At 61.0% G+C, this 25,681-nt stretch carries 25 protein-coding genes; 7 read left to right on the top strand and 18 right to left on the bottom strand.

Annotated features, from left to right (window positions below):
• Window positions 1-54: 54 nt before the first annotated feature.
• The gene (gene aat, locus DAAHT2_RS01015) at window positions 55-753 is read right to left on the bottom strand and encodes a leucyl/phenylalanyl-tRNA--protein transferase (protein ID WP_049824433.1); all 699 of its coding nucleotides are present in this window, start codon (window positions 751-753) and stop codon (window positions 55-57) included.
• 54 nt (window positions 754-807) lie between these two features.
• Window positions 808-1,350: a DUF502 domain-containing protein gene (locus DAAHT2_RS01010; protein ID WP_013162436.1), complete on the bottom strand. Its 543-nt coding sequence runs from the start codon at window positions 1,348-1,350 to the stop codon at window positions 808-810.
• A gap of 569 nt (window positions 1,351-1,919) precedes the next feature.
• Between DAAHT2_RS01010 and DAAHT2_RS01005 the strand changes: the two genes are divergently transcribed.
• From DAAHT2_RS01005 to DAAHT2_RS00990, 4 genes are all read left to right on the top strand, one after another.
• The gene (locus DAAHT2_RS01005; RefSeq protein ID WP_013162435.1) at window positions 1,920-3,113 is read left to right on the top strand and encodes an MBL fold metallo-hydrolase; all 1,194 of its coding nucleotides are present in this window, start codon (window positions 1,920-1,922) and stop codon (window positions 3,111-3,113) included.
• 14 nt (window positions 3,114-3,127) lie between these two features.
• On the top strand, window positions 3,128-3,322 hold the full coding sequence (locus DAAHT2_RS01000) for a hypothetical protein (protein ID WP_013162434.1): 195 nt from the start codon (window positions 3,128-3,130) through the stop codon (window positions 3,320-3,322).
• 212 nt (window positions 3,323-3,534) lie between these two features.
• The gene (locus DAAHT2_RS00995) at window positions 3,535-5,313 is read left to right on the top strand and encodes a flagellar assembly protein A (RefSeq protein WP_013162433.1); all 1,779 of its coding nucleotides are present in this window, start codon (window positions 3,535-3,537) and stop codon (window positions 5,311-5,313) included.
• A 148-nt stretch (window positions 5,314-5,461) separates the two neighbouring features.
• Window positions 5,462-6,928: an asparagine synthase-related protein gene (locus DAAHT2_RS00990; RefSeq protein WP_013162432.1), complete on the top strand. Its 1,467-nt coding sequence runs from the start codon at window positions 5,462-5,464 to the stop codon at window positions 6,926-6,928.
• 19 nt (window positions 6,929-6,947) lie between these two features.
• On the opposite strand, the gene DAAHT2_RS00985 is transcribed toward DAAHT2_RS00990, so the two are convergent.
• The 6 genes from DAAHT2_RS00985 to DAAHT2_RS00960 form a co-directional block, all read right to left on the bottom strand.
• Entirely contained in the window at window positions 6,948-7,895 is a 948-nt protein-coding gene (locus DAAHT2_RS00985; protein ID WP_041718753.1) for a PA2778 family cysteine peptidase, read from the bottom strand.
• A gap of 2 nt (window positions 7,896-7,897) precedes the next feature.
• Window positions 7,898-8,311, bottom strand: a complete 414-nt coding sequence (locus tag DAAHT2_RS00980; protein WP_013162430.1) for a PA2779 family protein — start codon at window positions 8,309-8,311, stop codon at window positions 7,898-7,900.
• 102 nt (window positions 8,312-8,413) lie between these two features.
• Window positions 8,414-8,932 carry a DUF2452 domain-containing protein gene (locus DAAHT2_RS00975; protein ID WP_013162429.1) on the bottom strand — a complete coding sequence of 173 codons (519 nt, stop codon included), beginning with the start codon at window positions 8,930-8,932 and terminating at the stop codon, window positions 8,414-8,416.
• The gene (locus tag DAAHT2_RS00970; RefSeq protein ID WP_013162428.1) at window positions 8,932-9,291 is read right to left on the bottom strand and encodes a cupin domain-containing protein; all 360 of its coding nucleotides are present in this window, start codon (window positions 9,289-9,291) and stop codon (window positions 8,932-8,934) included. The genes DAAHT2_RS00975 and DAAHT2_RS00970 overlap by 1 nt, the downstream gene beginning before the upstream one ends.
• A gap of 19 nt (window positions 9,292-9,310) precedes the next feature.
• On the bottom strand, window positions 9,311-10,903 hold the full coding sequence (locus DAAHT2_RS00965) for an HDOD domain-containing protein (RefSeq protein WP_013162427.1): 1,593 nt from the start codon (window positions 10,901-10,903) through the stop codon (window positions 9,311-9,313).
• A 166-nt stretch (window positions 10,904-11,069) separates the two neighbouring features.
• Window positions 11,070-11,807, bottom strand: coding sequence for a sulfite exporter TauE/SafE family protein (locus tag DAAHT2_RS00960; protein ID WP_013162426.1), 738 nt, complete (start codon window positions 11,805-11,807; stop codon window positions 11,070-11,072).
• Window positions 11,808-12,071: 264 nt separating this feature from the next.
• On the opposite strand from DAAHT2_RS00960, the gene DAAHT2_RS00955 reads away from it, so the two are divergent.
• Complete coding sequence (locus DAAHT2_RS00955; RefSeq protein ID WP_013162425.1) at window positions 12,072-13,106, top strand: LysM peptidoglycan-binding domain-containing protein; 1,035 nt, start codon at window positions 12,072-12,074, stop codon at window positions 13,104-13,106.
• Here the strand turns inward: DAAHT2_RS00955 and ccoS are convergent.
• The 9 genes from ccoS to DAAHT2_RS00910 all read right to left on the bottom strand — a co-directional run bounded on the left by ccoS (window position 13,103) and on the right by DAAHT2_RS00910 (window position 20,741).
• Complete coding sequence (gene ccoS, locus DAAHT2_RS00950; protein WP_013162424.1) at window positions 13,103-13,279, bottom strand: cbb3-type cytochrome oxidase assembly protein CcoS; 177 nt, start codon at window positions 13,277-13,279, stop codon at window positions 13,103-13,105. The two genes, DAAHT2_RS00955 and ccoS, sit on opposite strands and share 4 nt — an antisense overlap.
• Window positions 13,280-13,435: 156 nt before the next feature.
• Window positions 13,436-15,985: a heavy metal translocating P-type ATPase gene (locus DAAHT2_RS00945; protein WP_013162423.1), complete on the bottom strand. Its 2,550-nt coding sequence runs from the start codon at window positions 15,983-15,985 to the stop codon at window positions 13,436-13,438.
• Window positions 15,964-16,476 (bottom strand): FixH family protein, encoded by a 513-nt coding sequence (locus DAAHT2_RS00940; RefSeq protein WP_013162422.1) that lies wholly within the window; start codon window positions 16,474-16,476, stop codon window positions 15,964-15,966. The genes DAAHT2_RS00945 and DAAHT2_RS00940 overlap by 22 nt, the downstream gene beginning before the upstream one ends.
• Before the next feature lie 237 nt (window positions 16,477-16,713).
• Window positions 16,714-17,505 carry a 4Fe-4S dicluster domain-containing protein gene (locus DAAHT2_RS00935; RefSeq protein ID WP_013162421.1) on the bottom strand — a complete coding sequence of 264 codons (792 nt, stop codon included), beginning with the start codon at window positions 17,503-17,505 and terminating at the stop codon, window positions 16,714-16,716.
• Window positions 17,506-17,508: 3 nt separating this feature from the next.
• Window positions 17,509-17,721 (bottom strand): cbb3-type cytochrome c oxidase N-terminal domain-containing protein, encoded by a 213-nt coding sequence (locus DAAHT2_RS00930; RefSeq protein ID WP_013162420.1) that lies wholly within the window; start codon window positions 17,719-17,721, stop codon window positions 17,509-17,511.
• A complete protein-coding gene (locus DAAHT2_RS00925; protein WP_013162419.1) occupies window positions 17,721-17,900 on the bottom strand; it encodes a cbb3-type cytochrome c oxidase subunit 3 in 180 nt (59 codons plus the stop codon). The genes DAAHT2_RS00930 and DAAHT2_RS00925 overlap by 1 nt, the downstream gene beginning before the upstream one ends.
• Window positions 17,897-18,763 carry a cbb3-type cytochrome c oxidase subunit II gene (locus tag DAAHT2_RS00920; RefSeq protein WP_013162418.1) on the bottom strand — a complete coding sequence of 289 codons (867 nt, stop codon included), beginning with the start codon at window positions 18,761-18,763 and terminating at the stop codon, window positions 17,897-17,899. The genes DAAHT2_RS00925 and DAAHT2_RS00920 overlap by 4 nt, the downstream gene beginning before the upstream one ends.
• A gap of 14 nt (window positions 18,764-18,777) precedes the next feature.
• Window positions 18,778-20,181 (bottom strand): cbb3-type cytochrome c oxidase subunit I, encoded by a 1,404-nt coding sequence (locus DAAHT2_RS00915; RefSeq protein WP_013162417.1) that lies wholly within the window; start codon window positions 20,179-20,181, stop codon window positions 18,778-18,780.
• 167 nt (window positions 20,182-20,348) lie between these two features.
• Window positions 20,349-20,741 carry an RrF2 family transcriptional regulator gene (locus DAAHT2_RS00910; protein WP_013162416.1) on the bottom strand — a complete coding sequence of 131 codons (393 nt, stop codon included), beginning with the start codon at window positions 20,739-20,741 and terminating at the stop codon, window positions 20,349-20,351.
• A gap of 385 nt (window positions 20,742-21,126) precedes the next feature.
• Between DAAHT2_RS00910 and DAAHT2_RS00905 the strand changes: the two genes are divergently transcribed.
• Both DAAHT2_RS00905 and DAAHT2_RS00900 read left to right on the top strand, forming a co-directional pair.
• A complete protein-coding gene (locus tag DAAHT2_RS00905; protein WP_013162415.1) occupies window positions 21,127-23,316 on the top strand; it encodes a glutamine synthetase III family protein in 2,190 nt (729 codons plus the stop codon).
• A gap of 181 nt (window positions 23,317-23,497) precedes the next feature.
• The gene (locus DAAHT2_RS00900; RefSeq protein ID WP_013162414.1) at window positions 23,498-24,268 is read left to right on the top strand and encodes a formylglycine-generating enzyme family protein; all 771 of its coding nucleotides are present in this window, start codon (window positions 23,498-23,500) and stop codon (window positions 24,266-24,268) included.
• A gap of 42 nt (window positions 24,269-24,310) precedes the next feature.
• On the opposite strand, the gene DAAHT2_RS00895 is transcribed toward DAAHT2_RS00900, so the two are convergent.
• Entirely contained in the window at window positions 24,311-25,591 is a 1,281-nt protein-coding gene (locus tag DAAHT2_RS00895) for a tetratricopeptide repeat protein (protein ID WP_013162413.1), read from the bottom strand.
• Window positions 25,592-25,681: the final 90 nt, after the last annotated feature.

Raw genomic sequence — 25,681 nt, 5'->3', positions numbered from 1 at the left:
GGCTTGTCAAAGCAAAAGGTAAGCGTTCAGCAGCTTAGTACCCTTGGTGAACGGTCACAGCAAAAGCGTGGCCGGGGGCGGCGGTGAGGTCAGTTGCTCATCGTCGATATCCAGGGCCAGTCGCTGGTAAAAAACAGGGCCGGGAACCAGGCGGGCGCCCAGGCGCAGCAAGTGATCGCTTTTAACCTGGCAGTCGATCATGGTACCGCCGGTTGTTTCCATGGCCGCCACCAGGTGGGCCATGGCCGCCTTGGAGGCATCGGTTTCAAGGGAAAACATCGATTCCCCAAAAAAGACCCGCCCCAAAGCCACGCCATAAACACCGCCCACCAGCCGACCGTCCCGCCGGCACTCCACCGAATGGGCATAGCCCAGTTCATGGAGCCTGAGATAGGCGGCGATCATCTCCTCGCTCAGCCAGCTGCCCTCCTGGCCGGGTCGCGCAATTTCGGCGCAGTGCCGGATAACCCCGGCAAAATCCTGATTAGTGCTGAAGCTGAACCGCCCCTGGCGCAGCTTCCGGGCCAGGCGCCGGCTTATGTGAAATTCCCCGGGCAACAGCACCAGACGGGGGTCCGGCGCCCACCACAAAATGGGCTCGCCCGGCCCATACCAGGGAAAAATCCCCATCCGGTAAGCCAGCAGCAGGCGCTCGGGGGAAAGATCACCCCCCACCGCCAGCAGACCGTCATAACGGGCCACCTGCGGCGGGGGGAACAGCACCAGGTTGGGATCAAGCTGATAAACCGGCATAACTTCCTGCATGCAACGCTCTGCCACGAACTATACTAAAGGGGGCAAAGCAACCTATCTCGACGACACCCCGCCGGAGACGATTAGCTTCATCACCTCCGCCGGGTCGGCATTAATCGGACGCACCCGCTCATGCGGCACCACCAGCATATTGCCGGCAAAATTGTAAGACTGGGGCAGGTAAACGGCGCACTGCCCCTTCAGGCCGAATCTTTCCAGGTCCTCCCGGGTAATGAACCCCACTACCCGGATTTGTCCCTCGGCATCCAGGGCCACCTCCACCGGCCGGTTAAAACTCTTTTTGTCGCCGACAAAGGCGTTTACCAGATCCTTGAGGGAGGTGTACAGCAGAGCCACCAGCGGCAGGCGGGCAAAGAGCCGATCCACCAGTTGCACCAGCCCACGGCCCAGCAAATTGGAAGTAACAAACCCCACCGCCAGGATCAAACCGATGGTCAGCAGGAAGCCGGCCCCTGGGACGGTAAAGGGAAAAATCCCGTCGATGGTGGCAAACACCAGGTACAACACGTACAGGGTCACCAGCAGCGGCACCAGAAAAAGCAGGCCATGGAGAAAATATTTGCCGATGGTTTTCATGGTTTCCTCCAACATCGATTAACCCTTGCCAGCGGTAATTTATCGGAAAAAACGGGACCGGCATCATGGAGCAGGCTCCTCCCGGCACCCCGACAGTTTAGCATATCCCGGCGGCAAGCAAAAGCAATGTCCCGCAGGGCTCAAGGCAACGTCAAAGTCGCCTGGGAACTGGACGGGGGCCGCGAAACCCGGTAGCGACGGGTTCGCCCGCCGCCGGGCGCATGGACGCGCAGGAGGCGGAGGGCGCCTCGGAGGCGGGCATGGATGCCCGCCGAGCTTAGTCTGTTTTTGTCGGCAGAACTGCCGACAATGAGTCGCTACCGGGTTTCGCGGCCCCCACCCCGGTGCAACAACCAAATAACATTGAACCGGCCGGGCCGAAGAAATAAACCGGTGATCAACACTTAGATACCCATCACGATTTTGTCGAAACCATTGATTGCAGAAAGGGACAGATCATACCCTTCGGCCATTTAGCATTAAATGCAAATAATTATTGCGGAAATATGCACAACGCACTAAAGTCGATAAAAATTACTAAACGCTTTTAACCATTATGGGAGGTTGCCATGAGCAATGCTGTACCGTTTACCTACACCGCCGGGGAACTTTTCGCGCAGATCTGCCAGGGACCGGATTTCGTTTTGCTGGATGTGCGCAATGAAAAGGATTTCGCCAACTGGAGCGTGGAGGGCCCCAACTTTTTCCCCTATATCAATATTCCCTATTTCCATTTCATGGAGGATGTCCAGGACAGCCTGGCCAAAATTCCGGCCGGGGAAAAAATTCGCATTGTCTGCGCCAAAGAAGGTTCAGCCAAATATGTGGCCGACCTGTTGGTTGACAATGGTTTTACCGATGTCGGTTACCTGCAGCAGGGAATCGTGGGTTGGGGCAACCTGCTGGCCCCGCGGCTGGTGACCCCGCCGGAGGCGCCCTATCTCCTTTACCAGTGCAACCGTCCCGGCAAAGCCTCCTGCAGCTACCTGCTGATCGTCGGCAAAGAGGCCATGGTCTTCGACCCGGCCCGCAATATTGAAACCTACATCGAACTGGCCGCCTCCCATGGCGCCGTCATCACCCACAGCTTTGAAACCCATCGCCAGGCCGACTATATCTCCGGCGGCCCTGACCTGGTCCGGGAAACCGGCTGCACCATGCTGGTCAACAAACTGGATTTCGACGGGGCCGATTTTCCTTACCAGGAGGTTAACCACAACGAAATCTTTGCCTTCAAAGCCGGAGGTCCTGAGGTTCGGGCCCTGCACACCCCGGGTCATACCATGGGCAGCACCTGCTTTCTGGTGGACGGAAAATATCTGCTCAGCGGCGACACCATCTTCGTCAACACCTCCGGGCGGCCGGACCTGGGGGGCAAATGGGAAGCCTGGGCCCGCGAGCTGTACCTGACCCTGATGCTGCGCCTGCGCCACCTGGATGACAGCACCATCGTGCTGCCCGGCCACTACACCACCTGGGAAGAGGCCGACGACGAGTTGCTGATTTGTGGCCGGCTGGGGCAACTGCGCCGTCAGGTCACCGCCTTCCGCCTGCCCCATGAAAAGAAATTTGCCGAGTTTATCCAGGAAAACATGCGCCCTCAGCCCGGGGTTTATGCCGAGATCCGGCGGGTCAACGGCGGCTGGCTCAAGGTCAGCCCGGAAGAGGCGAATGTGATGGACCTGGGCAAAAACGAATGCGGGGCCAGCAACTACGGCAAGGTGGGGATCAGCGCCGAGGTCCAGCGCGCCGCCACCGACTAACCAGGGAGAAACGGATGGGCGACAGCGGCAAAAAGAAAGACAAAGAGCAGGCGGCGGCAAAAGGGCTGTGCAAGCTGGTCAAGGGGGGCTTGTTGGCCGACTCTCCGGAGCAATACCGGGAACTGGTCAACAATCCCCGTTTTGTCTGCCGCAAATGCGGGCGAGTAGCCAACCGGGAGGAAAATCTCTGCCGGCCAACCGGGCTATGAGCTTTTGTGTAAGCGATCACAGGGCCCCGGTCTTCGAAAAAATAACAATAAAGATTGACTTACGCCGATTCCGTTGTATATCTTATTGATTAGAGGAGACAAACATAACACAAAGCTCACCTCAACCGGAGCGGGGCCACCCCCCTGTTAAGGTGCCGATTTCTTTATTTTTTTCAAGGAAACGCCCCTCCCGCCACCGGGGATAATGATGCATGGCCTCCCGCACCCTCTTCCAGCTTACCGTCAACATGCCCTCTCCGGCTTCTTTCTACCAGAAGCATCATGGGGAAATAACCGCCGCCCCCGACGGCGCCGTGGTCCTGCAAGACCTGCTGCTGCGCTCTCTGCGGGAAGTGGCCCAAAAGCTGCGGCTGCGCAAGCTGGAAGAGATTCCCTTTGGCGAATCCAACATTTTCCGCGAAATGGAAGAAATTATCAAAGCTTTGCTGCAAAAGATCAAACGCCGGGAGGCAGACCCCCACACCCGAATCTCTTTCGCCGTGACCACTGACCCCGGCCCTTACAAGCGCCAGGTAACTTTTGCCCTCAGCCGCAGCAGGAGCCGCTTGAAAATAAGCGGCGTGCCGCCCAAAGACGGAGTTCACGGCTTTTTAAGGGAAAAAGGGCGTTATGCCGCCGCCCGCCGGGCCCGCCAGCAAGCTCGGCGCATCGATCACTACACCACCGGCGAATTTGCCCAGACCACCAAGGGCGAATTGCTGGCCATCATCGACAACAGCAGGGTCAATGGTGAGCCGGGAATCGACGTTCGCGGCGCCGTGATCAAACCCCGCACTGCCATCCCGTATGCCATCGAATTAGGCAAAGGGATCGAAAAGCAGGAAAGCGAGCGGGGGAAGATCAGGCTCTTTTCTGCCCTCAACGGCATGGTAAGAACCCGCTACGACGGCGAAGGAAATCTGCGCTATATCGAGGTGGAGCGTGATCTGCGCCTGGACGAAGTGGGTTTCCGGGCCGGGGGTCATGTTAAGGCCGGTGGCGGCAGCGACCGGGAGCAGGCCCTGGACCTGGACGTGGCCGAATTTCGCACCATTCCCAGCGCCTTTGAGGCCAAAACCGGCGGCCTGATTAAAGTGGCGGAGCTGGTCCAGGGCAAGGTGTACGGCGCCGAGATCGTGGCGGAAATGGTCAATCAGGCCGACGACAAATACCTGGTGGCAACCTCGGGGCCGATCACCATTAATCGCTCAATCCAAAAAGGTGCTCTGTACGCCCCGGAGATTATCATCGGCAACGGCCAACTGATCGCCACCATGATGAATGCCAGACTGCACGCCCGCCACAGCTTCACCGGCCATAAAATCCTGCTTTCCGGCCGCAACCGGCTGTTGCTGGGTAACGACACTCTGCGCGCACATGGCTGCGGCCCAGACAGCTGCGACTTTTCCGGCCGCAACATCTTCCAGCACCGCCGCTCCCTGCTGGCCAACCTGGCCGCCAGCCGACAACAGATCAAGCGGACCGACGAACAACTGCAAAAGACCCTGTCGGCCCATCTTAAGGAAAAAAACGTCAACCACCAGCCGGCGGCCAGCGGCACGGAACGTTACGCGCAGGACGCCATACTCCGGTTGACACAACAATACATGCACTGCCCGGAAGAAGAAGAAAAAGACCTGCACCTGGAAATTTCCAACACTCTCTACGACCTGGGCCTGGAAAATGTGTTGCCGGTGACCCGGTTGATCACGGAAAAAAAACAGCGCCAGGAAGAGCAGCGTAAATTTGCTGCCCGGCTGGCGGAAATCAGCCCACCCATCCGGATGAAACTTGAACTGGAAGAATGCAAGGACGGGGCCAGCTTCGCTATTGACTGCTGGGATGATCACCTGCTGCTCAAAAAGATCGAAAACGAAATTGTTCTTGAACGTCCGGCCAAAGAAGAACAACTGGTCAAGCTCCCCGCCGGCCGCCAGAGCATTGCCCTTGTCTTCAATTACGACACCACTTTGCTGGAACTGGCAAAATAATAATTTCAACCACTCTCCCACTTCAAGCCGGGCATCCGGCGGATGTCAATCCTGGCCGATTATGTTATCCTGCTCCAACAAACCGTACTGAACAGCCAAAGGGCAACCGGCGCAAACGGTTGGCCCGGCCAGCCAAAGGAGGAGTTTGATGAGCGGAATTGCAGGAGTTACCGGGGAAAAAGTCGGCAAGGATCAGCTGCAGGAGATGATCGGCAAGTTAACCCACCGTGGTCCGGACAACACCATCACCCGGCAGGTGGCAGACGGCGGCCTGGCCTGCTGCGAACTCTCCCTTTCGCCCCGGGCGACCCCGGCCATGGCCGGCAAGGAAGAGCCGGTGGTACTGCTGGACGGTGATATCTACCAGGAAATCCCCCCGGGCCAGACCAATGTCGGCTTTATCCGGGAGGTCTACCAGCGGGAAGGGCGCGAGGGGCTGGCAAAAATCGACGGCAGCTTCGCCTGCGCCATCGTCGACCGGGGGGAGACCATCCTGGCCCGCGACGCCGTGGGCTCCCGCCCCCTGATCTACCGGGCCCGGGGCAACCGGCTTTATTTCGCCTCCGAAGCCAAGGCCCTGCTGGCCTGGAGCGACACCGTGGAAGAGTTGCCGCCGGGGCACTTTTACTCCTCCCAGGAAGGGCTGCAACCCTTCCCCCGCCATACCTTCACCACCCCGGATTTTTCCACCCCCGCCGAAGCGGCGGAGATTCTGCGGGAGTTGCTGATCAAGGCCACCGGCAAGATGATGGCCGACGGCGCCGTGCAGGGCGTCTCGCTCAGCGGCGGCCTGGACAGTTCCATCATCGCCGCCATCGCCAAGGAGATCGACCCCGGCATCAAGCTGTTCAGCACCACCATCAAGCGCTATCCCAGCAAAGACCTGGAATTCGCCAAACTGATGGCCGAGTTCCTGGACCTTGAGCACCACATTTACCAGATTACCGACCAGGATATCGATCGTATTCTGGACAAGGCTGTCTATCATCTGGAAAGCTTCGATGAAGACTGCGTTTCCGGCACCACCGCCAATATCTATACCTCCAAACTAACCACCGTCTTCACCAACGCTATTCTGGTGGGGGAAGGGGCCGATGAGCTGTTCGGGGGCTATTTCGCTGAGTTGAAAGAGGTGGAATCGGAAGAGCAGCGGGAAGAAGTGGCGGAGAAACTGGTACAGATCGCCTACAACACCGCCCTGCGCCGGTTGGACCGCTCCTGGCTGGCCCACTCGGTCAACTACCGCACCCCTTTCCTGGACCCGGAAGTGGTGGCCTTCAGCCGCAAGATTCCGCTGGAGCTAAAGGTTTACCATGATGAGGCAAGGGGGATCGATATAGAGAAATGGATTCTCCGCGAGGCCTTCCGGGGTATGCTGCCCAAGGAAATCGCCAACCGCACCAAGCTGCGCTTTGCCGGCGGCACCGGGGTGGACGACCTGATGGACGAACTGACCGCCAAATACGTCAGCGAGGACGAATTCAAGGCCACCCCCCGCAGCGAAACCGGGATCAAACTCAACTCCCCGAAAGAACTTTATTACTACAAGCTGTTCCGGCAGCACTTCCCCGCCGGTTACGAGAAGATGACCGCCCGCTGGGATCCCTTCAAATAGCTGCCGCAGCCGTGAGCTCTTACGGCAGCATCAATTGGTGGCGGCTCATTATTTCCCGACGGGTCTGCTCGAGTTGCTCCAGCCAGGGACCGTTGGCCGCCATGGCCCGTTCGATTACGGCCAGAGCCTCGGCAACCCGGCCGGCGGCGGCCAGGCTGAAGGCCAGGTTATTACTGGCCGGCACAAAATCGGGTTCCAGCTCGGCCGCCCGGGTAAACGCCGTAACGGCGCCGAGGTAATCGGCCAGGGCATGGCGGCTGTTCCCCAGCCCCATCCAGGCCACCACACTGTCCGGCCAGCGCTGCAGGGCGGCTTCATAAGCCCGGGCGGCGGCCGGCCATTGCTCGGTCCGCTCCAGGCCCACCACCGCCGCCAGCCAGGTTTTTTCCGTGGCCGTGGCGGGCAGTTTGTCCGGCGGCAGCACCAGCAGGCCCCAGGAGCCGCCACGCTGCCAGGTGTTGGCAAAAACCCGGGCCGATAAAGCTTTGTTGCCCCGGCTGTCGGAGTGCAGGTAGACCACCTCCTGCTCCCGCTCATAACCGATAACCACTGCGTAGTGCCAGCGGGGCAACCAGGCCAGGCCAAGATTTTTCAGCACCAACACCGGATGCCCGGCCGCCACCTCAGCCAAAAGGTGCTCCTCCTGGCCGGACAACGGGTATGCCACCCGGCCATGACGCCGGGCTGCGGCCACAATGGAAGGCTGCAAACTGCCCTGCCGGTCGGGGGAGTAGACCTGATCCACCAGTTGCTCCGGTACCACCTCAAGGCCGCTCCAGGCCAGCAGCATGGCCAGCGAGGCCGGCCCGCACTGATATTTTTCCTGGGGATAAAAAGGAACGCTGTCGATCACCACCCTGCCGGGGCCGGCCTGCTCCCGCAGGGTCTCCTGAAAGGCGGGGGCACAGCCGGTGAACGGCAGGACCAGCAGAAGCCCCAGCAGCAGGCCGGCGAGGAACAACGGCAACCTCAGTTTACCGGTTTAACAAAGGGGAAGACCTCGGTGAAGCCAAGGATATCGGTCACCAGCAGGACCAGAAAGACAAACACCGCCGCCCCAACAATGGTGTTAATACCGGCGCCGGCGGGCAACTGTTCCAGTTCCCGGGCCAGCCGGTTAACCTCGGCATCGGTCAAGGCCTCCACCCGCTTGCTTGCCTCCACCGGATCAACCCCCTGTTTCACCAGGGCCCGACGAACATCGTCCCGCTCCAGGAAGTCGGCCACCCGCTCACGGGAAGCTTCGGCCGCCCGGGCCTCGATTACCGCTTCGGTCCCGATCATCCCGGCTTTTGCCGAGTGAATGCTGAGATCAAGCAGAACAAAGGACAGCAGCAACAACAGGCACAACGGTTTTCCAGTATACTGAATGATTTTTCGCATCTTTTCCCCTCTAATGATTGAAATAAGTGGTTAATGGTCTGGTGCTAAATGCCCGACCGGTCAAATCCTGTCAACGAAAACCCGGCGCAATCCCGTCCGGGCTCAACGTTTTTCCAGCAGGGCACTGAGGAGCGCCTGTTGCTCTTCGCTGTCGCCCGACTCATCCCCCTGGCCCATCGGCGTCCAGGATTGATCGGCCTCCAACCGCCAGGAACCGGCGTATTCGTGGGGAGGCCCGTCCCGCCAATCCTCCGGCGCCAGCATGGAGAAATAGCTCTCCCCATCGGGGCGGCGATAAAGGTGATAGGTGTGGCCGGGAAGGCGCCGGAAATTGCAGCGGGCCCGGTGCAGTTCCTGATCGCGGCGGGCGTTGTCGAGAATCTCGTGGGCCTGCCGACGCAATTGTCTTACCTGCTCGGCAATCACCTGCAGCTTACCGCCGACACTGGTGCCGATCAGTCGATCGGCATCTTCGATCTGGCGGGCCAGGTCCACCAGGTCGAAGGCCGGCGCCATGCGGCTCACCGGATAGGGCGCGCGGCGGTCGGGGCCGCGATAGAGCGTGGGACTCTGCTTCTGGGAACCCGCCGGGGGCAGTTTATCTTTTTCGTCATCATTCATCAAGCCAACTCCGTATCTTCGTGTGAGTAGGCGGGACTGCAGGCGCAAAGAACGACCAGGGGACCCGGGCCGGGATTCTCCAGCCAGTGGGTCGTCCCCGGGCTGATGGCCACAGTATCGCCGGCAGCCACCGCAAAGGTTGTCTCCCCCAGCCCCATCACCCCCCGGCCGGCCGTGAAATGATAAATCTCCTCGCTCACCCGGTGGCGGTGGGCCAGGGTCAGCGCCCCCGGCGGCACCCGGGCTTCGGCCAGGCTCTGGTTGGCGTTGCCGTGCACGCCGGGGTGCATCAACTCCCGGATCTCCGAGCCATCTTTGGTGATATAGGCCTTGATCTTCCGGTAGCTACTCCTGCTCATCCTCTCGCCCGCCCGTCGTTCAGCGCCGTTTGCTTTGCCGCAGCTTACGAATGGCCATCACCGCAAAATCCCGAAACATTCTCGTGGTCTGCAGGGTCGCGGCATCCAGCCGGGGCCGCCCCTCTCGCCGGTCGAGATAAATCAGCCCGATTGGCTTATTCTCCAGGCAGACCGGCAACAGGTAAACCGTACGCCCCGCCACCAGCGGCTGCATAATTTCGGGGAAGGCCCCCGGCACCCCGGGCGGCACCGCCAGGTCACGGCAGTTTTTCACCGCCTGCTGGATCGCGCCCGGCGAAGCAAGGTCATAACGAAAACCGGTAATTCCCTCACGATCAAGATCACCAAAACCGAAACGGCCGCAAAGCAGGTGCTGCTTGCCCCGAACCATCATGATGGCCAGCAGCACCCGGTCAAAACCTACCCCGCGATACAAGCCTTCCAGCAGGTTAATGTAAAAATCGTTAATATTAAATTCACCCATCAGGGTTTCGGTAATTTCCTGGATAAAATCGGTTACCGATTTCGGGGCTTCAGGATCGGCGGCGGGATCGGCGATCTCGATCACCTGGTTTTCCACTGCTGGCTCCGGCAACTCCGGAGACTCCGCCCAGCTGTTTGCGGGCGGCTCCTTTTCCGGGGGTACTATTTTGGGGGCTTTGCCCGGGTGCCGCAACTCTGCCTCCACCCGCTGCAGGTTGTTTCTGATTTTGAGCTTGCTCAACCCGAAACGAATGGCGGGTGAGACCTCTTCGGAGTTGTCCACACTGCGATTAAGGCGATCGAGAACCTCTTCGGTATTAACCTGCAGCGCCTGCTCGAAACGCCTTACCAGCCGGCCGACATCCTGGCCCTGGCAGACCTGCTCGGTTAACCGGTTGGTGAAGGCTGCCAGGTTGCGCAGGTAACCGGTCTGGTCCCGCCTGTTTTTCGGCTCCTCGGGGTTCGGGGCCATGGCGGCGATGACGTTTGCCGACAAATTCCAGTGGGCGGCCACCTCCATGCCCACCCGGTGAAAGGTCAACCCGGAGAGCACCTTGCGGGCCGCTTCCTGTTCGCTAAGGCCCCGGGCCTGCAGTTCCTCGATCTGCTGATACTGTTCCGGCAGGTAAATACAGATAATTATCTTGCCCAAGTTATGCAAAAGAGCACAGATAAAGGCCTCTTCCGGGGCCACCCCGTAGTCTTTTTCCGCCGCCATTTCCCTGGCCTGCATGGCACTTAAAAAGGAAGAGGTCAGCACCCGGCTGACCAGCTCTTTTTCCCGGCCGGACTTAACAAAATCCTCAAACAGGGCAATGGCCATGGCCAGTTCCCGCACCGCATCAAAGCCCAAAATGGTGACTGCCCGGGAAATGGAGTTTACATGTCGCCCCAGGGAATAATAAGCCGAGTTGACCACCTGCAGGACCTTGTTGGTGAGAGAATAGTCCTTGAGGATAACCTGGGCCAGTTCGTAGCCGGCGCTCTGGCTGCTTTGGGTAAGCGAGATCAGTTCCCGGACGTGGCTGGACATGGCCGGCAAACCTTTGATTTTCATCCGGGCAAAAATTTCCAGCAGCCGGCTTTCTTCCGGTGAGCTGTCGCTATCCTGGTCAACCATGCTGTTCATAAGTTTAAGTCCATCCACACAAACAAGGCAGTCAGCGAAAAACCGGCCTCGACACCTTTACCGGCACCACCGCAGGGCGGTGACCGGAACCAACCGGCAACAACTGCTTCAGGTGAACAGAAAACACCTTCGATGGCAAGTTTTATGTAGCGTGCCCTCCAACCGTTCAGTGGCAAATCGCCTCCACAAAGGGAATGCCGGCCACCAGCCAGTCGAACATCTGCAGGTGGCGATAGAGGTTATAAAGCCCGATCAGCACCACCATGATCCCGGCAACTTGCAGCATCCGCCCCCGGGCCCGGCCGGAAAGCCAGGCGGCGGTGCTGCCGAACAGCAGCAGGGCGGGCACCGAACCCAGGCCGAAGGCCAACATGGTCAGCGCCCCGGTGAGGGGAGCCGCGCTCTGGGCCGCGGCGATGAACATGGCATAGAGAAAACCGCAGGGCAAAAAACCCATCAGCAACCCCACCGGCAAAGCCCGCAGGGCCGGCGGCAGCAGCGCCAGTTGACTTACCAGGCCGGTGATCAGCGCGGTGGGGGCGGGAAAGTTAAGCCCCATGACATTCAAGCGCCGGAAAGCGCCGGCGGTGGCCAGGCCCACGGCAATAATGAACAGATCGGAAAAAATCAGGGCTATGGCGGTAACCATCACCAGGTTCTGGGTATAAGCCAGGGCGGAGCCAAACCAGCCAACCAGGGCGCCAACGGCGGTATAAGTGATAATCCGGCCGGTACTGTACAGCAAATGAAAAGCCACCCCCACCCGGGGTCGCTGCAGTTCCGGCGAGCTCAGGGAGAGCGCCGCCACCAGCGGGCCACACATTCCCAGGCAATGGCCGGAACCCAGCAGGGCGGTTACAAAAGCCAGACCATACAGCGGATCAAATTCCAGTACCCCGAACATCTCTTATTTACCCCCAGCCGCTGAATCTTTTTTGGGGGAGCGCGACCCTACCCCCCTCCTGACACTTGACATCCGTGCCGACAAGTTTCATTATGTATCCGAAATGAGGAGCAGGTGTCATCCCAGCGGGGTCGTTCCCGGCGCTTACCAGCACCCGGCAACAAACCTGTTGACTGCTGGCGACTACCATGCAACTCGTTGTTTTGGCGTCACCTGCCACCATTCAGGGGGGTTCGTCAGGCCACCAACTCCAGGAGTCAAACCATGAAAAAAACTATTCTGACGGCTGCACTCTTGGGTTGTGTAGCCATCATGACCGCAAAAATGCAGGCCACTGCCGACGAGTTGACCCCTCACCTGGTGCAGGAAGGTGATAACCTCTGGAGCCTGAGCGAACATTATCTGTCCGACCCGGACCGCTGGTCGGAGATCTGGCAGGTCAACCCGGAACTCACCAACCCCCACTGGATTTACCCCGGCCAGATTGTGCTGATCCCCCTGGCACCACCCCCGCCACCCAAAGAAGAAGTGGTGATAAAACCGCCTCCCATCGTCAGCACCGGCGAACCCTTGCCCATGCAGGTCACCACCCCCTTCAGGCCGAAGGTGGCTGAGGAACCGGAAGTAGATGAACGCCTGGCCGCAATACAGGCGGAACTGGCGCGGCAATACGACCGGGGCATCGGCATGGTCACCTGGGAGCTGCCCACCGAGGGCCGGGTGCTCGGTTCAGAAGTTGGCTGGCACCACGCCGCCAGCCACCAAACGGTGCTGATCGACGCCCCCGGCGCCCAGCCGGGCCAACGCCTGGGAATATACCGCGATCTCGGCCGGGTGGACGCCCAGCGCTACCTGGGGAAAAGCCCCGGTCACCTGCTGGCGGATGTCGGCATTATCAAGGTTATCGCCCCTGAAGGCGGCAAGCAGCGGGCCGTGGTCGAGCGTTCCTTTACCGAAATCAAGCAGGGCGACCTGCTGGGACCGGTCCCACCCGTCCCGGAGGTTACGGCGGAATCGCTGGACAAGGACGCTTACACCATTCCCGCCACCGTGGTGGCGGTCAAGCATCACCGGATGGTGGCCGCCAGCGACAACGTGGTCTACCTGGATCGGGGTGAAAACGACGGACTGGCCCCCGGCCAGAGCTTCACCGTCCATTCGCCGGACAGCAGCAAGAACGCACGGCGCCGGGGCGAGTTGCTGATCTTGCGAGTCACCCCGGAGCGGGCCGCCGCCCTGGTGACCAGCGCCAGCACCAACCACGTCCGCCCCGGCGATCTCCTGGGGCAGGTCCGCTAACGGCAAGCCCCCCCGGGTGGCGGGGGCTCGTCATCATCGTTCATCATCCGGTACTTGGGCCCCTCCAGGTCATCAAACTCGCCCTTTTTCACCGCCCAGACAAAGGCCAGCCAGGCCCCCAGACCCAACCCCAGCGAAATAATGATCAATGCAATGGTGGATTCAAGCATCATTTCTTACCACAAGCCTGTTTTTTCCGGCCAACCATCAGCCGGAACCAAGGGGGTAAACGTTCAGCAGTGCCGCAGGTTGGGGCAAGCGGACCGGCGCCGCGTACCCCAGGTACGCAAGCCGGTCCGATCGCCCCAAGATGCGGTGCTGCTGGACGTTTACCGGGCTAAACGTAAAGAATTTGCCACCACCAGCACCGAACTGGCGGCCATGGCGGCGGCGGCGTAGACCGGGGCCAGCAGCCCGGCCACCGCCAAAGGCAAGGTTACCATATTGTATGAAAAGGCCCAGAAAAGATTTTCCCGGATAATCCCCATGGTGTGGCGGGCCATAGCCAGGGCCGGGGCCAGTTCCGCCAGCCGGTCGCGGGTCAGCACCAGGCCGGCGGACCCCACGGCGATATCGGTGCCGCCGGCCAGGGCGCAGCCCACCCGGGCGGCGGCCAGGGCCGGGGCGTCGTTGATCCCGTCACCCACCATCAGCACCCGGGCGCCGCCCTGTTGCAACTCTTCGATAATCGCCTTCTTGCCGGCGGGATCGACGGCGCTGTAAACCTTGTCCGGCTCAATCCCGGCCTCGGTAGCCACCCGGGCCGCCACTCCTTGGTTGTCGCCGCTGAGCATCAGCACCTGCAAGCCGCGGGCGCGCAGTTCGGCAACCAGGGCGGGGGCATCGGAGCGCAGGGTGTCCTGTAATAAAATCACCCCCAGATAGCGACCGGCCTCGGCCAGATGCACTTCGGTCAGGGCCTCGCCGACGGCGGAGTCTTGCCCCCGGAGATGCTCGGGCAACGCCCTTCCCGCCTGCCGGGGCGGCAGCGCTATGCCCTGCTGGAGCAAGAAATCCCGGTTGCCGACCACCACCTTGCCGGCCGGCCCGGCGGCGATCATCCCGCGCCCGGCCACGGCGCTGATCTCGCCGACGGCGTCGGTTGCCGGCAATCCGGCCGGTTGGGCGCCCACCGGCCCATTGAGCAAGCCCCTGCTTTCGGCCTCCGCCACAATGGCCTCGGCCAAGGGGTGGCTGGAACCGCTTTCCACCGCCGCCGCCAGGGCCAGCAGGCGGTTGGCAATTTCCTCGGCTCGGCTTGCCCCCCCGCTCGCCTCGTCAATAGCGGCGGAAATATGAGGCCGTACCGCCACCACCCGGGGGCGGCCAGTGGTCAGGGTGCCGGTTTTATCGAAGGCCACGTGGGTGATCTTGGCGCTGGCCTCCAACACATCGCCACCCCGGTACAAAATTCCTCGGCCGGCGGCCTTGCCGGCGGCCACCAGCACGGCGGTGGGGGTGGCCAAACCCAAAGCGCAGGGACAGGCCACCACCAGCACGGCAATGGCGATCAACATGGCCGGACCCAAGCCGAGCCCCTGCCAGAGCCAGAAGAGCAGGGCCGTCAGGCTCAAGCCCAGCACCAGGGGCACAAAGGCGGCGGCCAGGCGGTCGACCAGCCGCTGGACCGGGGCCTGGCGGCTCTGGGCCTCTTCCACCAGCAGGGCCATGCGGGCGACAAAGGATTCGGCGGTGGTTTTGGCAACCTCCACCCGCAGGGCGCCGGTCAGGTTGAAGCTGCCGCCCAGCACCGGCTCGCCGGGGCCGCGGGCCAGCGGCCGGGATTCGCCGCTGACCACCGCCTCGTCCACCTCCGAGTGGCCGTCGACAATCATGCCGTCCACCGGAAAACGTTCACCGGGCCGCACCAGGATCAGCTCGCCGGGCCGCAACTCGGCGCTATCCACCACCACTTGCTGCCCCTGATCGTCCAGACGCAGGGCGGTATCCGGGGTGAGGTGGAGCAGGCGGTCGACCCCGGCGGCGGCCCGGCGGCGGGCATGGTGCTCAAAGAGCCGGCCCAGCAGGATCAGGGTGACAATCATTGCCGCCGTTTCAAAGTAGACCTCCCGCCCCACCACGGTGGCATAAAGGCTGTAGAAATAAGCCGCCAACACCCCCAGGGCCACCAACAGGTCCATATTGGGCAGATTACTGCGCAGGCTGCGCCAGGCGCCGATCAGAAAGGGCCAGCCGGAGTAGAAAACCACCGGAGTAGTGACCAGGGCCGCCAGCCACTGCATGACATCCCGGGTCAGGGCGCTCATGCCCTGGAAATAGCCGGCGTAAAGGGCAAAAGAGTAGCCCATGAGCTGCATGGCCAGAAAGAATGCGGTGCCGAAGCGCAGCAGCAGATCGCGGCTTTCCGCCTCGGCGGCCCGGTGCAGGTTGTCGCGGGTGAGCACCCGGGGGCGGTAGCCCAGGCGGGCCACGGCGGAAAAAAGTTTTGCCGGGGTCAGGCGGTCCGGGTCGTAGACCACAAAGACCCGGTGGCTGCCGTAGTTGGCCCGCACCGTGCAGACCCCCTCCAGGCCGCCGACGATCTTTTCGATCAGCCAGACGCAGGTGGCGCAGCGAATCCCCTCGACCAGGAAGGCCAGCTCGGCGCCCTCCTCGCCCTGCCGGACGTAACGGGCCAGGAGTTGATCATCGTACTCGACGGCAAAGACATCGGCCATGCCGCCGGCATCCTGCCAGCTCCGCTTGCGGTAATAATCCTCCAGCCCGGCACCGGTGATGATCAGCCAGGCGCCCAGGCAGCCCCGGCAGCAGAAGCGGTATTCCTCCCCATCGCGTTCACCGCGAAAGCCGCCGTCGGCGGGCAGCGGGTCCTGGCAGTGGTGACAGCGTGAATCGTTCAGAGCGCCAACTCCTGCCATGGCCCGGATACCACCTTAAAGCGCCGCTGCAGTTCAGCCTCGGCAGTGGCCGCCGTCAACACCATCTCCACCGCTCCTGCCGGCAATTCAGCCGCCATGGCCCGGTAAACCCCCGGGCTGACCTCCGACAACTCCACTTGCCAAAGCGCCGGGTTGCCGGCGGCCCGGCGGGCGACGCGCAGCGTCACCTCGCCGCCGCTTATCGGCTGCCCGGCGCCATCCACCAGGCGCACCCGCAGCTCTTCATCTTCTTTGCTCAACCACAGCCGCCAGCCGGCTTCGGCGGCGGCCCGCCAGGCCCGTTCATCATTATGGTAGGCCTGGCCGCTGGCGTAATAATCGGGGTCCACCACCGGGCTGCCCTTGGCTCCGGCCTGGATGATGGACCAGGAGCTGAAGAGCAGAAAGGATAGAAAGAGGCCGCCCAGCATCAACGGCCAGCGGTAAATCGACACCGGCGGTGAATCGACCCGGGATATTTGCTGAGGCATGATTGGGTCCTCCATAAAAAATTTACGGTAAAGTCATTGGTTGTTGCACCGGGGTGGGGGCCGCGAAACCCGGTAGCGACTCATTCTCGGCCGACATCCTGTCGGCCTCCGAGGCGCCCGCCGCCTCCTGCGCGTCCATGCGCCCGGCGGCGGGCGAACCCGTCGCTACCGGGTTTCGCGGCCCCCGTCCAGTTCCCGGGCGATTCGGGCGTTGCCCCGGGGGCACCCCCTGATTGCTTACCCGAAGCGATAAGCGATCAGGGCCGGTCGGCCCGGCTGGGCTTTGGCCATGACCCGGCGGCAGGCGTCCCGGCAGTTGCCGCAGTTGATGCATTCCACCTGGTAGCCCCGGCGGATATCGATCCCCATGGGGCAGGCCCGGACACAGGCCCGGCAGTCCAGGCAGCGCTCGGCATGGTCGGCGGTCAGCCCCAGGGTAAGGGTGTTTTTACCCAGCAGGATGACCTGAAAGCGGCCATAGGGGCAAAACTCCCGACAGGCCAAGCGCCGGACAAACAGGGCATCCAGGTAAATCAGCGCCGCCAGCGCCAGGGTGAATCCCGGGGCCCAGGGGCCGGGTTCGCCGGCCAGCAGGCGCTGCCAGTAAAGCTCCGGCGGCACGAAATACCAGACCAGGGTGGCGCCGCACCACAGGGCAAAAAGCAGCCCGATCAGGTGCAGCAGGGCCAGGCGCCACCAGGCGCCGCCGATGCGCCAGGGGTCAACCCGCAACTTCAGCCCCCGGGCCAGCCATTCCACCAGGTTGTTGAGCCAGGTCTGGGGGCAGAGCCAACCGCACCAGACCCGGCCCAGAAACCTGGCCACCAGCAAAAACAAAAAGATCAGGGCCAGCAGCGCCGGCACCACCAGGTAAAATTCCTGGACCCCCAACTGCCGGCCCGGCAGATAGAGGGTCCAGCCGGGAACATCCAGCCGCAGCAGGCTTTCGCCCTGCCAGCGCCCAAAAGGCAGGCTGAAAAAAAGCAGGGCGCCCAGCCATTGAACGGCGCGCCGCCAGGGCCGAATCATTGATTAACGGATGGATTCCTGGTGCTCGGCCATCTTGCGCTCGAAATATTCCGCGGAACTCCAGCCGGTAGACAAAAAATAGCCCATGAACAGCACCGCCCAGACCACCAGGCCGCCGAACAGCAGCTTGTAGTAACCCGGTAGCGGGGCGTGCCCTTCCTTGATTCCGTCACTGTGCGGCCCCGCCTGGGGGGCTGAATTATGCTCGCTCATCATTATTTTTCCTCCTTGTCAGCCGACTTTTCGGCCGACCTTTCGTCCGGTTCCAGCATCCGCTCCCTGGGTGCCTCCAGCCGCTCCTTGCGTTTGCCGCTGAAGGTCCAGATCACAATGGCGGCGAAAACGGCAAACATGCCGATGGTCATCAGCAGATAGACCATACCGGCCCAGGTCATGGCGCCACCTGTTCGCTGTCGATATAGGTGACGATCTTCCAGATCCGCTCACTGCCCATGCCGGCGAAAGAGGGCATGTTCAAAGGCTGGATACCATCATGGATAATCCGGAAAAAGACCTCCTCGGGGTAATGCAACCGGTCCAACGAGGCGGCAAAACCACCGCGCAGGCCACTGCCGTGACAGGCGGCACAGTTGCGATCGTACAACTCCCGGCCCTCGGCAATGGCGGCAGCGTCACCGCTGAAAGGATTCTCCAGTTCACCCACCAACGCCACCCGCTGCTGCTCCCGCCAGGGAATATCACTGCCCAGCTTCTGCATATAGGCGACCATGGCATCCATGTCGGTCTTGCCGGCAAGGGCCCGGATTTCCTCTTCCGTGTACGGGAAGCCCAGCACATCCATCTTGCGACGGGTCAACTCCGGGTCCACGGAGCGGTTATCGAGAAAAGCGTAGGGCGGCATGTTGCTCCCCGGCACCATGCCCGCGGGGTTGCGCATGTGCTCGTAGTGCCACTGATCCGGGTACTTGCCGCCAATCCGGGCCAGATCCGGGCCGGTACGGCGCGAGCCCCAGAGATGGGGCCGGTCGTAGACGAACTCACCGGACTTGGAGTAATCGCCGTAGCGGATTACCTCGGCCACCAGGGGGCGTACCGTCTGGGTATGGCAGTTGTTGCACCCTTCCTTGATGTACACATCGCGCCCGGCCAGTTCCAGGGCGGTGTAGGGCACCACCGATTCGATGGCGTCCCGCTCGGTGTTAACGTAGGCAAAGGGCAGCACCATGGTGACGATGGTGCCCACCATGATCACCGCCGTTGCCAGCAGCAAAAAGATTACCGGATTTCTTTCCCACATAGCCAGGGCCTCCTTTATGCCTGCTGCGCGGCCTGTTGCGGGGTTTGCGCCCCCCGGGCCGTCATCGCGATATTGTAGACAAAAACTCCGATTCCCAACAGATAGATCACGCCGCCCAGGCCTCTGATCCACCAGTAGGGGTACATGGCCAGCAGCGAATCCACGAAGGTATAGGTGAGGGAGCCGTCATCATTAAGGCTGTGCCACATGGAGGCCTGCACCACCCCGGCGATCCACATGCTCACCGAGTAGATAAGCTGGCCGATAAGCACCAGCCAGAAGTGGAGATTGGCCAGGGGAATACTGTACAACTCGCGCCCGTACAACCGTGGCGCCAGGTAATAAAAAGCGCCGCAGATCAGCAGGGTGATCCAGCCCATGGTGCCCATGTGGACATGGCCGGGGATCCACTCGGTGTAGTGGATAAAACCGGAGAAGCTGCGAACCGCCTGCATCGGCCCCTGCAGGGTCTGCAGGCCATAGAAGGTGATGGCCAGGATAAAAAATTTGACCAGGTAATTTTCCCGCATCTGGTGCCACTGGCCGTTCATGGACAGGTAACCGTTGATCACCGAACCCCAGGAGGGAGCAATCAGCATGATGGAAAAGGCCATGGCCAGGGTCTGCACCCAGTCGGGAATGGGGGTCCAGAGCAGATGGTGGGCGCCGGTCCAGAGGTACATGAAGATCAGCGACCAGAAAGCGACAATGCCCAGCCGGTGGCTGTATATCGGCACCCCGGTGGACTTGGGCAAAAAGTAGTAAAAGACGGCCAGCGGCGGCACGGTGAGCACCATGGCCACGGCATTATGCCCGTACCACCACTGCACGTTGGCGTCGTTGGTACCGGCAAAGGCGGAGTAGGATTTAAACAGGGTCACCGGCACCGACAGGCCGTTGACCACAAAGAGCACCGCCACCCCGATCAGCGCCGCCATCATGAACCACAGCGAAATGTACATCTGCGGCTCGCGGCGCTTGAAAATGGTCATTAAAATGTTGATGGTAAAACCCACCCAGAGCACGGCAATCAGAATGTCGATGGGCCACTCCATCTCGTGGTATTCCTTGCTCTGAGAAAAACCCAAAAGCAGGGTCACCGCCGAGAGCACGATGATGATATTGAACAGCCAGAGCTGGAAACGGGCCAAGCCGTTGCTCCAGATGGGCACCCGGCAAAGGCGTTGCACCATGTAGTAAAAGAGGGCGAAAAAGCCCCCCACGGCAAAGCCGAAGATGCCGGCATTGGTGTGAACCGGCCGCAGGCGGCCGTAACTGAGGTACTCACCAAAATTCAACTGGGGCATCACCAGTTGAAAAGAGATGATCACCCCGACCAGCACCGACACCGCACCCCATAGGATGCTCCAGTGGACAAAGTGCTTGACGATGTCGTAATTGTACGCAGGTCTGTCCATACTCCCTCCTTATTGCCCTAATTACGTGCCAAAAGACTTCTCTCCTACCCGGACCGACTAAGACCCAAAAATACCACAAGCCGGCGCCTAAAACCTAATACTAAATAATCCACCAAGGCCCAAAACAAGACATTTTACGTCCTGTTTTGGGCCCCAAAAAAACGCCCTTACAAAAAGTCGGCAAATTTTCTTTTCTGCAGTGCTTCCTCCACCTCTTGACGAATGGTCACCCAGACCGGATGCACCCGGCATTTTTCAACCCGGTCGCAACGCTCTCCTTCCAGGGTGCATACATTCATCGCCACCGGACCCTCGGTGGCCACCACCACGTCATGGAGGCTGATCTCTTCCGGGGCGCGAGCCAGGCGAAAACCGCCCCTGACCCCCCGCTGCGACTCGACGATCTGCGCCCGGGCCAGTTTTTGCAGAATCTTGGCCAAAAAACTGTTGGGAATCTCCATTTCCCGGGCAATATCGTCGATCATCCACAACTCACCGGGATGCCGGGCCAGGCAGTAAACGCAACGAATGGCATAATCGGTGGCTCGGGTAATCTGCATAGTGGACCTTTTTTATCCTCTTTTGAAGCCGCTGTCCAGTATTTTTTGTTCTCACTTACCATTCGTTGACAACTGCCGGTCTTCCCGCTAGTTTAGCGAAAGAAAAAAGAGAAATAACCGATACGACAAAATTGTCAGCCAGCCGGCGACATATTACAAATTTGTAAATTTCATCCCCGGTGACTGCGGCGCCACCCAGCGGCGCAACAATAAGTAAAAAGGCTGTTTAATCAAGCAGTAACAACTATACTCCAACCCTGAAACCATTGCTGGCACGGCTCTTGCTCAGGCATTGTAACCAAAGCACCCGGTTCAACCACTTGGTGCGTGAGCGGTTACCAACCCCAAGCCGACCATTAACCATTTTTATGAGGAGGAATTTCCAATGTGCGCATCGTCCTGTTGCAAGAAAGGCGCTCATCATGCTGTTTGTTGCCACGGCCACGGGGCTTCCAGCCCGGCCCGCAGCGGCAAGACCATCGGCGCCGCCGTCCCGGAACTTTTTGGAGCCAACGTCTTCAGCGACCAGGTAATGAAGGCCCGTCTGCCCAAAGAGACCTACAAGGCCCTGCAACGCACCATCAACGCCGGCGCCTCCCTACAGGCGGACGTGGCGGCAGTGGTGGCCAACGCCATGAAGGATTGGGCCATTGAACGGGGAGCCACCCACTACACCCACTGGTTTCAGCCCCTGACCGGAGCCACCGCCGAAAAGCACGATTCCTTCATCAGCCCTTCCGTGGAAGGGACGGTGATCATGGAATTTTCCGGCAAGCAGTTGATCCAGGGCGAACCCGACGCCTCGTCTTTCCCCAGCGGCGGCCTGCGGGTAACCTTCGAGGCCCGGGGCTACACCGCCTGGGACTGCACCTCACCGGCCTTCCTGAAGGAAGATGGGGCCGGCAACGTCACCCTCTGCATCCCCACCGCCTTTTGCTCCTATAAAGGAGAGGCCCTGGACAAGAAAACCCCGCTGCTGCGCTCGATGAACGCCGTCTCCAGGCAGGCCTTGCGGGTGCTGCGGGCTATGGGCAACAGCACGTCGCAGAAGGTAATCCCCACCGTGGGGGCGGAGCAGGAGTACTTCCTGGTGGAAAAGGAGTACTACAGCAAGCGGCTGGACATGATGAACTGCGGCCGCACCCTGTTCGGCGCCCCCTCCCCCAAGGGCCAGGAGCTGGAAGACCAGTATTTCGGGGCGATCAAGGACCGGGTTTCGGCCTACATGAAGGACCTGGACACCGAACTCTGGAAGATGGGGGTCACCTCCAAGACCAAGCACAACGAAGTGGCCCCGGCCCAGTACGAAATGGCCCCGGTCTTCACCTCCACCAATATCGCCGCCGACCATAACCAGTTGGTGATGGAGACCATGCAGAAGGTGGCCCTGCGCCACAACATGGTCTGCCTGCTGCACGAAAAGCCCTATGCCGGGGTCAACGGTTCGGGCAAACACAACAACTGGTCGCTGGCCACCGACGACGGCATCAACCTGCTGGAACCCGGCCAGACCCCCGGCGACAACGCCCAGTTCCTGGTCTTCCTCTGCGCCATGATCAAGGCGGTGGACGAACACGCCGACATCATGCGGACCACCTGCGGCAGCTCCGGCAACGACCATCGCCTGGGGGCCAACGAGGCGCCGCCGGCCATTATCTCCATCTTCCTGGGTCAGGAACTGACCGAGATTCTGGAAAAACTGGCCAAGGGGGAAAAGATCTGCTCGCCGGAAGGCTGCCAGTTTGTCAAAATCGGGGTCGACTCCCTGCCCGACCTGCCCAAGGACAACACCGACCGTAACCGGACCTCGCCCTTTGCCTTCACCGGCAACAAGTTCGAGTTCCGCATGGTGGGCTCTTCCCAGTCGATCTCCGGCCATAACGTGGCCCTGAACACCATCGCCGCCGAGGCCCTGGACGAAATCGCCGGCCGGTTGGAAAAGGCCAAGGATGTCAACAAAGAGATCCAGGCCCTGATCAAGGAAACCATGGCCAAACACGGCCGGATCATCTTCAACGGCAACAACTACTCGGACGAATGGGTGGTGGAGGCCCAAAAACGGGGCCTGCCCAACGTCAAAAACACCGCTGACGCCTTAAAGACCCTGGTTACCCCGAAGACCATCAAGCTTTTCGACAAGTACAGTGTATTAAGCAAAGAAGAGCTGCATTCCCGCTACGAGATTTACTCGGAGCAGTACGCCAAGCACCTTAACATCGAGGCCCGGGCCGCCGTGCAGATGACCCGCCGCCAGTACATCCCGGCGGTGATTCGCTATATCAGCGTGCTGGGGGCTTCAGCCGGTGCCGCCGGCAAGCATGGCAACGTGCAGAAGAAACTGCTGGAGAAGATCTCCAAACTGCTGGAGGCGGTGGACAAAAAGGTGGACAAACTGGAAGCTGAGGCCCAGAAGGCTCGGGCCATTGAGGATGTGGGCAAACAGGCCAGCGCCTTCCGCGACAAGGTGATCCCCACCATGCTCAGCCTGCGCGAAGACGTCGACCAACTGGAAGAGCTGCTGCCGGCGGACCTGTGGCCGGTGCCGACTTACAGCGACCTGCTGTTCAAGCTGTAGTAACCGAACAGCCGCACCGCACCTTCGGGCGATCAGCCAGGCTTACATACAAGGGTACGCTGCACCTGGCTGCAAGACCTCATCTGCGGTGCGGCTGCTCGGTTACGAACCATACAAGAAGAGGTGCCTTTTGCATTGCCCAGCCTGTAAACGAAGCATCCCGGCGGAGTCACGATTTTGCATGTTCTGCGGCGAGGTCCTGCCCGAGCAGGACACCACCACTGCGGCTGAAGCGAGCCTGTGGTCGGCCCCCCACACCGGCATGGAGTTTGTGCCGGTGCCGGGGGGAAGCTTCCGGATGGGCAATATCTGGGACGACGGCGGGCGGGATGAACAGCCGGTCCACCTGGTTCAGGTGGCGGCTTTTCAACTCGCCCGCTATCCCGTCACCCAGGCCCAGTGGCAGGCGGTGATGGGCCACAACCCGGCGGAGGCTTCCGGCCAGGTCTTTGTCGGCGACGACAAACCGGTGGTCAATGTAAGCTGGAACGACGCCAAGGATTTCATCGCCCGGCTCAACCAAGCCAGCGGGGAAAATTTCCGCCTGCCCAGCGAGGCCCAGTGGGAATACGCCGCCCGTTCCGGCGGCAAAGAACAAAAATGGGCCGGGACCAGCGAGGAAAAACTGCTGCCCGAATACGCCTGGTACAGCGCCAACAGCCAGGGCCGGCCGCAACCGGTGGGGCGCAAGCTCCCCAACGGCCTGGGCCTGCACGACATGAGCGGCAACGTCTGGGAATGGTGCGAGGATATCTGGCACCCCAACTACGAAGGCGCTCCCACCGACTCATCCCCCCGGCTCGGCACCGCAGCCGGCGACCGGGAGGCCGAACGTCGGGTGATGCGGGGCGGCTCCTGGAACTTCAACGCCCTCAACGCCCGCACCACCTACCGCGACTGGAACGACACCGGCTACCGCTTCTTCGTCATCGGCCTGCGCCTGGCCCGCTGAACAACATTACCGGCCAGCCCCACCTGCAGAAGGCACCAAGGATCAATCAGGCAACGGGCGCAGCCAGGTATCACCCAGCCGCCCACCCTGCTCCATCTTTTGCCCAACGGTGGCCGACTCGGTTATCGAACCTGCGCCGTCACTGCCCTGCACTCGCCACCAGGTATCACCCAGGCGTTCTCCTTCAAGCGGTTTATCGCTGACCGCCGTCGACGGCTCAGGGCTCGCCATTTCCACGGCCGTTGCCTCAACGCCGGGGGCCTCCACAGCCGCTTCCACGACCACCTCATCCACCGACACCCCAGCCGCATCTTCCGGCTCGTCCCTGATGGCGGCAAAAGTAAAGTTCACCGTGCAATCGGCGGTAACCGAGCCGATGCGGTAGAGGTCACCATCAAAATAACCGTCACAACTTCCTTCCGCGCTGGCGATGTAACCCGCCCCGGGCTTAACCGCGAAACCAACCTCACCCCCGTGCACCACAGGCTGTGACCCACGACCGGCGATATCGCCGTTAGGCCCGGTCAGGGCCGTCACAGTATAGACCACTGGGGCAAAGCCGGCTGCTACGGTAACATCTCTGCTCACTCCGCTATCCACCCGAGGGTTGTCGGTGCGCCCATCACTCCAGGCAACAAACTGGTAGCCAACCTCCGGCTCGGCGGTGACCTTGCGGCCATCTTCACCCTCCACCACCTGCTGGGAAACATCACCGGCAATCGAGCCGCCGGCGCCGGCGGCATAAACCAGGAGATGAGTGACCGCCTTCGGCGGCTCCTCTTGCTGCGGTACCGCCTCAACCACCGGCTCCGGGTCGGGCTCTTGTTCGGGCTCAAGCCCCATCAGACCGGCAAATGAGGTGACATCATCATCGTGGCGGCCCGTGGCCTGCTCCTGGAGCCGACTGCGGGCTTCAGCCAGGGATCTTTGGGCGCGCCCGGCCTCCGGCGCCAGGGCCAAACCAAACTCATAAGCCTTGACGGCGTCTTCGGGCCGGCCAAGCTGCAGGTACATATCACCCATGCCAAAATAGCTGGCGGCAAACTCCGGATCATGTATGGCGGCCTGCTGATAATGCTTAAGGGCCTCGCGGTATTGCCGAAAACGCTCAAGAGAGTATGCATAGTGGAAATTAATGCGGGGATCATCGGGGCAGGCGACCACCCCCTGCCGGGCCAGGGCCTGGCGCTTTAACAGGTTGGTCTCGCTTTCAATTTCGCCGCCGATGACCTGGCAGTCGGCAGCAAACAGGGGGGCAGTCACCGGCAGCAACATTGACAGCCCAAACACCATCAGCCCGGAGATCAGAAAAGTCTTTTTCATTGCCAGCACCTTTCGCTACTTTGTTGGACCCAAATAAGTTGTATTAATAAATCGATATATTTCGACTTGTCAATCTATATTCACCCCTCA

It is taken from the genome of Desulfurivibrio alkaliphilus AHT 2, from assembly GCF_000092205.1.
Classification (GTDB): Bacteria; Desulfobacterota; Desulfobulbia; order Desulfobulbales; family Desulfurivibrionaceae; genus Desulfurivibrio; species Desulfurivibrio alkaliphilus.
The sequence above is the reverse complement of the archived record's forward strand: the minus strand, read 5'-3'. Positions and strand labels throughout refer to the sequence as shown.

Excerpts from the sequence above, each read along its gene's own strand:
- aat (WP_049824433.1), bottom strand. The coding sequence starts at position 753 with ATGCCGGTTTATCAGCTTGATCCCAACCTGGTGCTGTTCCCCCCGCCG.
- DAAHT2_RS01010 (WP_013162436.1), bottom strand. The coding sequence starts at position 1,350 with ATGAAAACCATCGGCAAATATTTTCTCCATGGCCTGCTTTTTCTGGTG.
- DAAHT2_RS01005 (WP_013162435.1), top strand. The coding sequence starts at position 1,920 with ATGAGCAATGCTGTACCGTTTACCTACACCGCCGGGGAACTTTTCGCG.
- DAAHT2_RS01000 (WP_013162434.1), top strand. The coding sequence starts at position 3,128 with ATGGGCGACAGCGGCAAAAAGAAAGACAAAGAGCAGGCGGCGGCAAAA.
- DAAHT2_RS00995 (WP_013162433.1), top strand. The coding sequence starts at position 3,535 with ATGGCCTCCCGCACCCTCTTCCAGCTTACCGTCAACATGCCCTCTCCG.
- DAAHT2_RS00990 (WP_013162432.1), top strand. The coding sequence starts at position 5,462 with ATGAGCGGAATTGCAGGAGTTACCGGGGAAAAAGTCGGCAAGGATCAG.
- DAAHT2_RS00980 (WP_013162430.1), bottom strand. The coding sequence starts at position 8,311 with ATGCGAAAAATCATTCAGTATACTGGAAAACCGTTGTGCCTGTTGTTG.
- DAAHT2_RS00975 (WP_013162429.1), bottom strand. The coding sequence starts at position 8,932 with ATGAATGATGACGAAAAAGATAAACTGCCCCCGGCGGGTTCCCAGAAG.
- DAAHT2_RS00970 (WP_013162428.1), bottom strand. The coding sequence starts at position 9,291 with ATGAGCAGGAGTAGCTACCGGAAGATCAAGGCCTATATCACCAAAGAT.
- DAAHT2_RS00965 (WP_013162427.1), bottom strand. The coding sequence starts at position 10,903 with ATGAACAGCATGGTTGACCAGGATAGCGACAGCTCACCGGAAGAAAGC.
- DAAHT2_RS00960 (WP_013162426.1), bottom strand. The coding sequence starts at position 11,807 with ATGTTCGGGGTACTGGAATTTGATCCGCTGTATGGTCTGGCTTTTGTA.
- DAAHT2_RS00955 (WP_013162425.1), top strand. The coding sequence starts at position 12,072 with ATGAAAAAAACTATTCTGACGGCTGCACTCTTGGGTTGTGTAGCCATC.
- ccoS (WP_013162424.1), bottom strand. The coding sequence starts at position 13,279 with ATGATGCTTGAATCCACCATTGCATTGATCATTATTTCGCTGGGGTTG.
- DAAHT2_RS00945 (WP_013162423.1), bottom strand. The coding sequence starts at position 15,985 with ATGGCAGGAGTTGGCGCTCTGAACGATTCACGCTGTCACCACTGCCAG.
- DAAHT2_RS00940 (WP_013162422.1), bottom strand. The coding sequence starts at position 16,476 with ATGCCTCAGCAAATATCCCGGGTCGATTCACCGCCGGTGTCGATTTAC.
- DAAHT2_RS00935 (WP_013162421.1), bottom strand. The coding sequence starts at position 17,505 with ATGATTCGGCCCTGGCGGCGCGCCGTTCAATGGCTGGGCGCCCTGCTT.
- DAAHT2_RS00930 (WP_013162420.1), bottom strand. The coding sequence starts at position 17,721 with ATGATGAGCGAGCATAATTCAGCCCCCCAGGCGGGGCCGCACAGTGAC.
- DAAHT2_RS00925 (WP_013162419.1), bottom strand. The coding sequence starts at position 17,900 with ATGACCTGGGCCGGTATGGTCTATCTGCTGATGACCATCGGCATGTTT.
- DAAHT2_RS00920 (WP_013162418.1), bottom strand. The coding sequence starts at position 18,763 with ATGTGGGAAAGAAATCCGGTAATCTTTTTGCTGCTGGCAACGGCGGTG.
- DAAHT2_RS00915 (WP_013162417.1), bottom strand. The coding sequence starts at position 20,181 with ATGGACAGACCTGCGTACAATTACGACATCGTCAAGCACTTTGTCCAC.
- DAAHT2_RS00910 (WP_013162416.1), bottom strand. The coding sequence starts at position 20,741 with ATGCAGATTACCCGAGCCACCGATTATGCCATTCGTTGCGTTTACTGC.
- DAAHT2_RS00905 (WP_013162415.1), top strand. The coding sequence starts at position 21,127 with ATGTGCGCATCGTCCTGTTGCAAGAAAGGCGCTCATCATGCTGTTTGT.
- DAAHT2_RS00900 (WP_013162414.1), top strand. The coding sequence starts at position 23,498 with ATGTTCTGCGGCGAGGTCCTGCCCGAGCAGGACACCACCACTGCGGCT.
- DAAHT2_RS00895 (WP_013162413.1), bottom strand. The coding sequence starts at position 25,591 with ATGAAAAAGACTTTTCTGATCTCCGGGCTGATGGTGTTTGGGCTGTCA.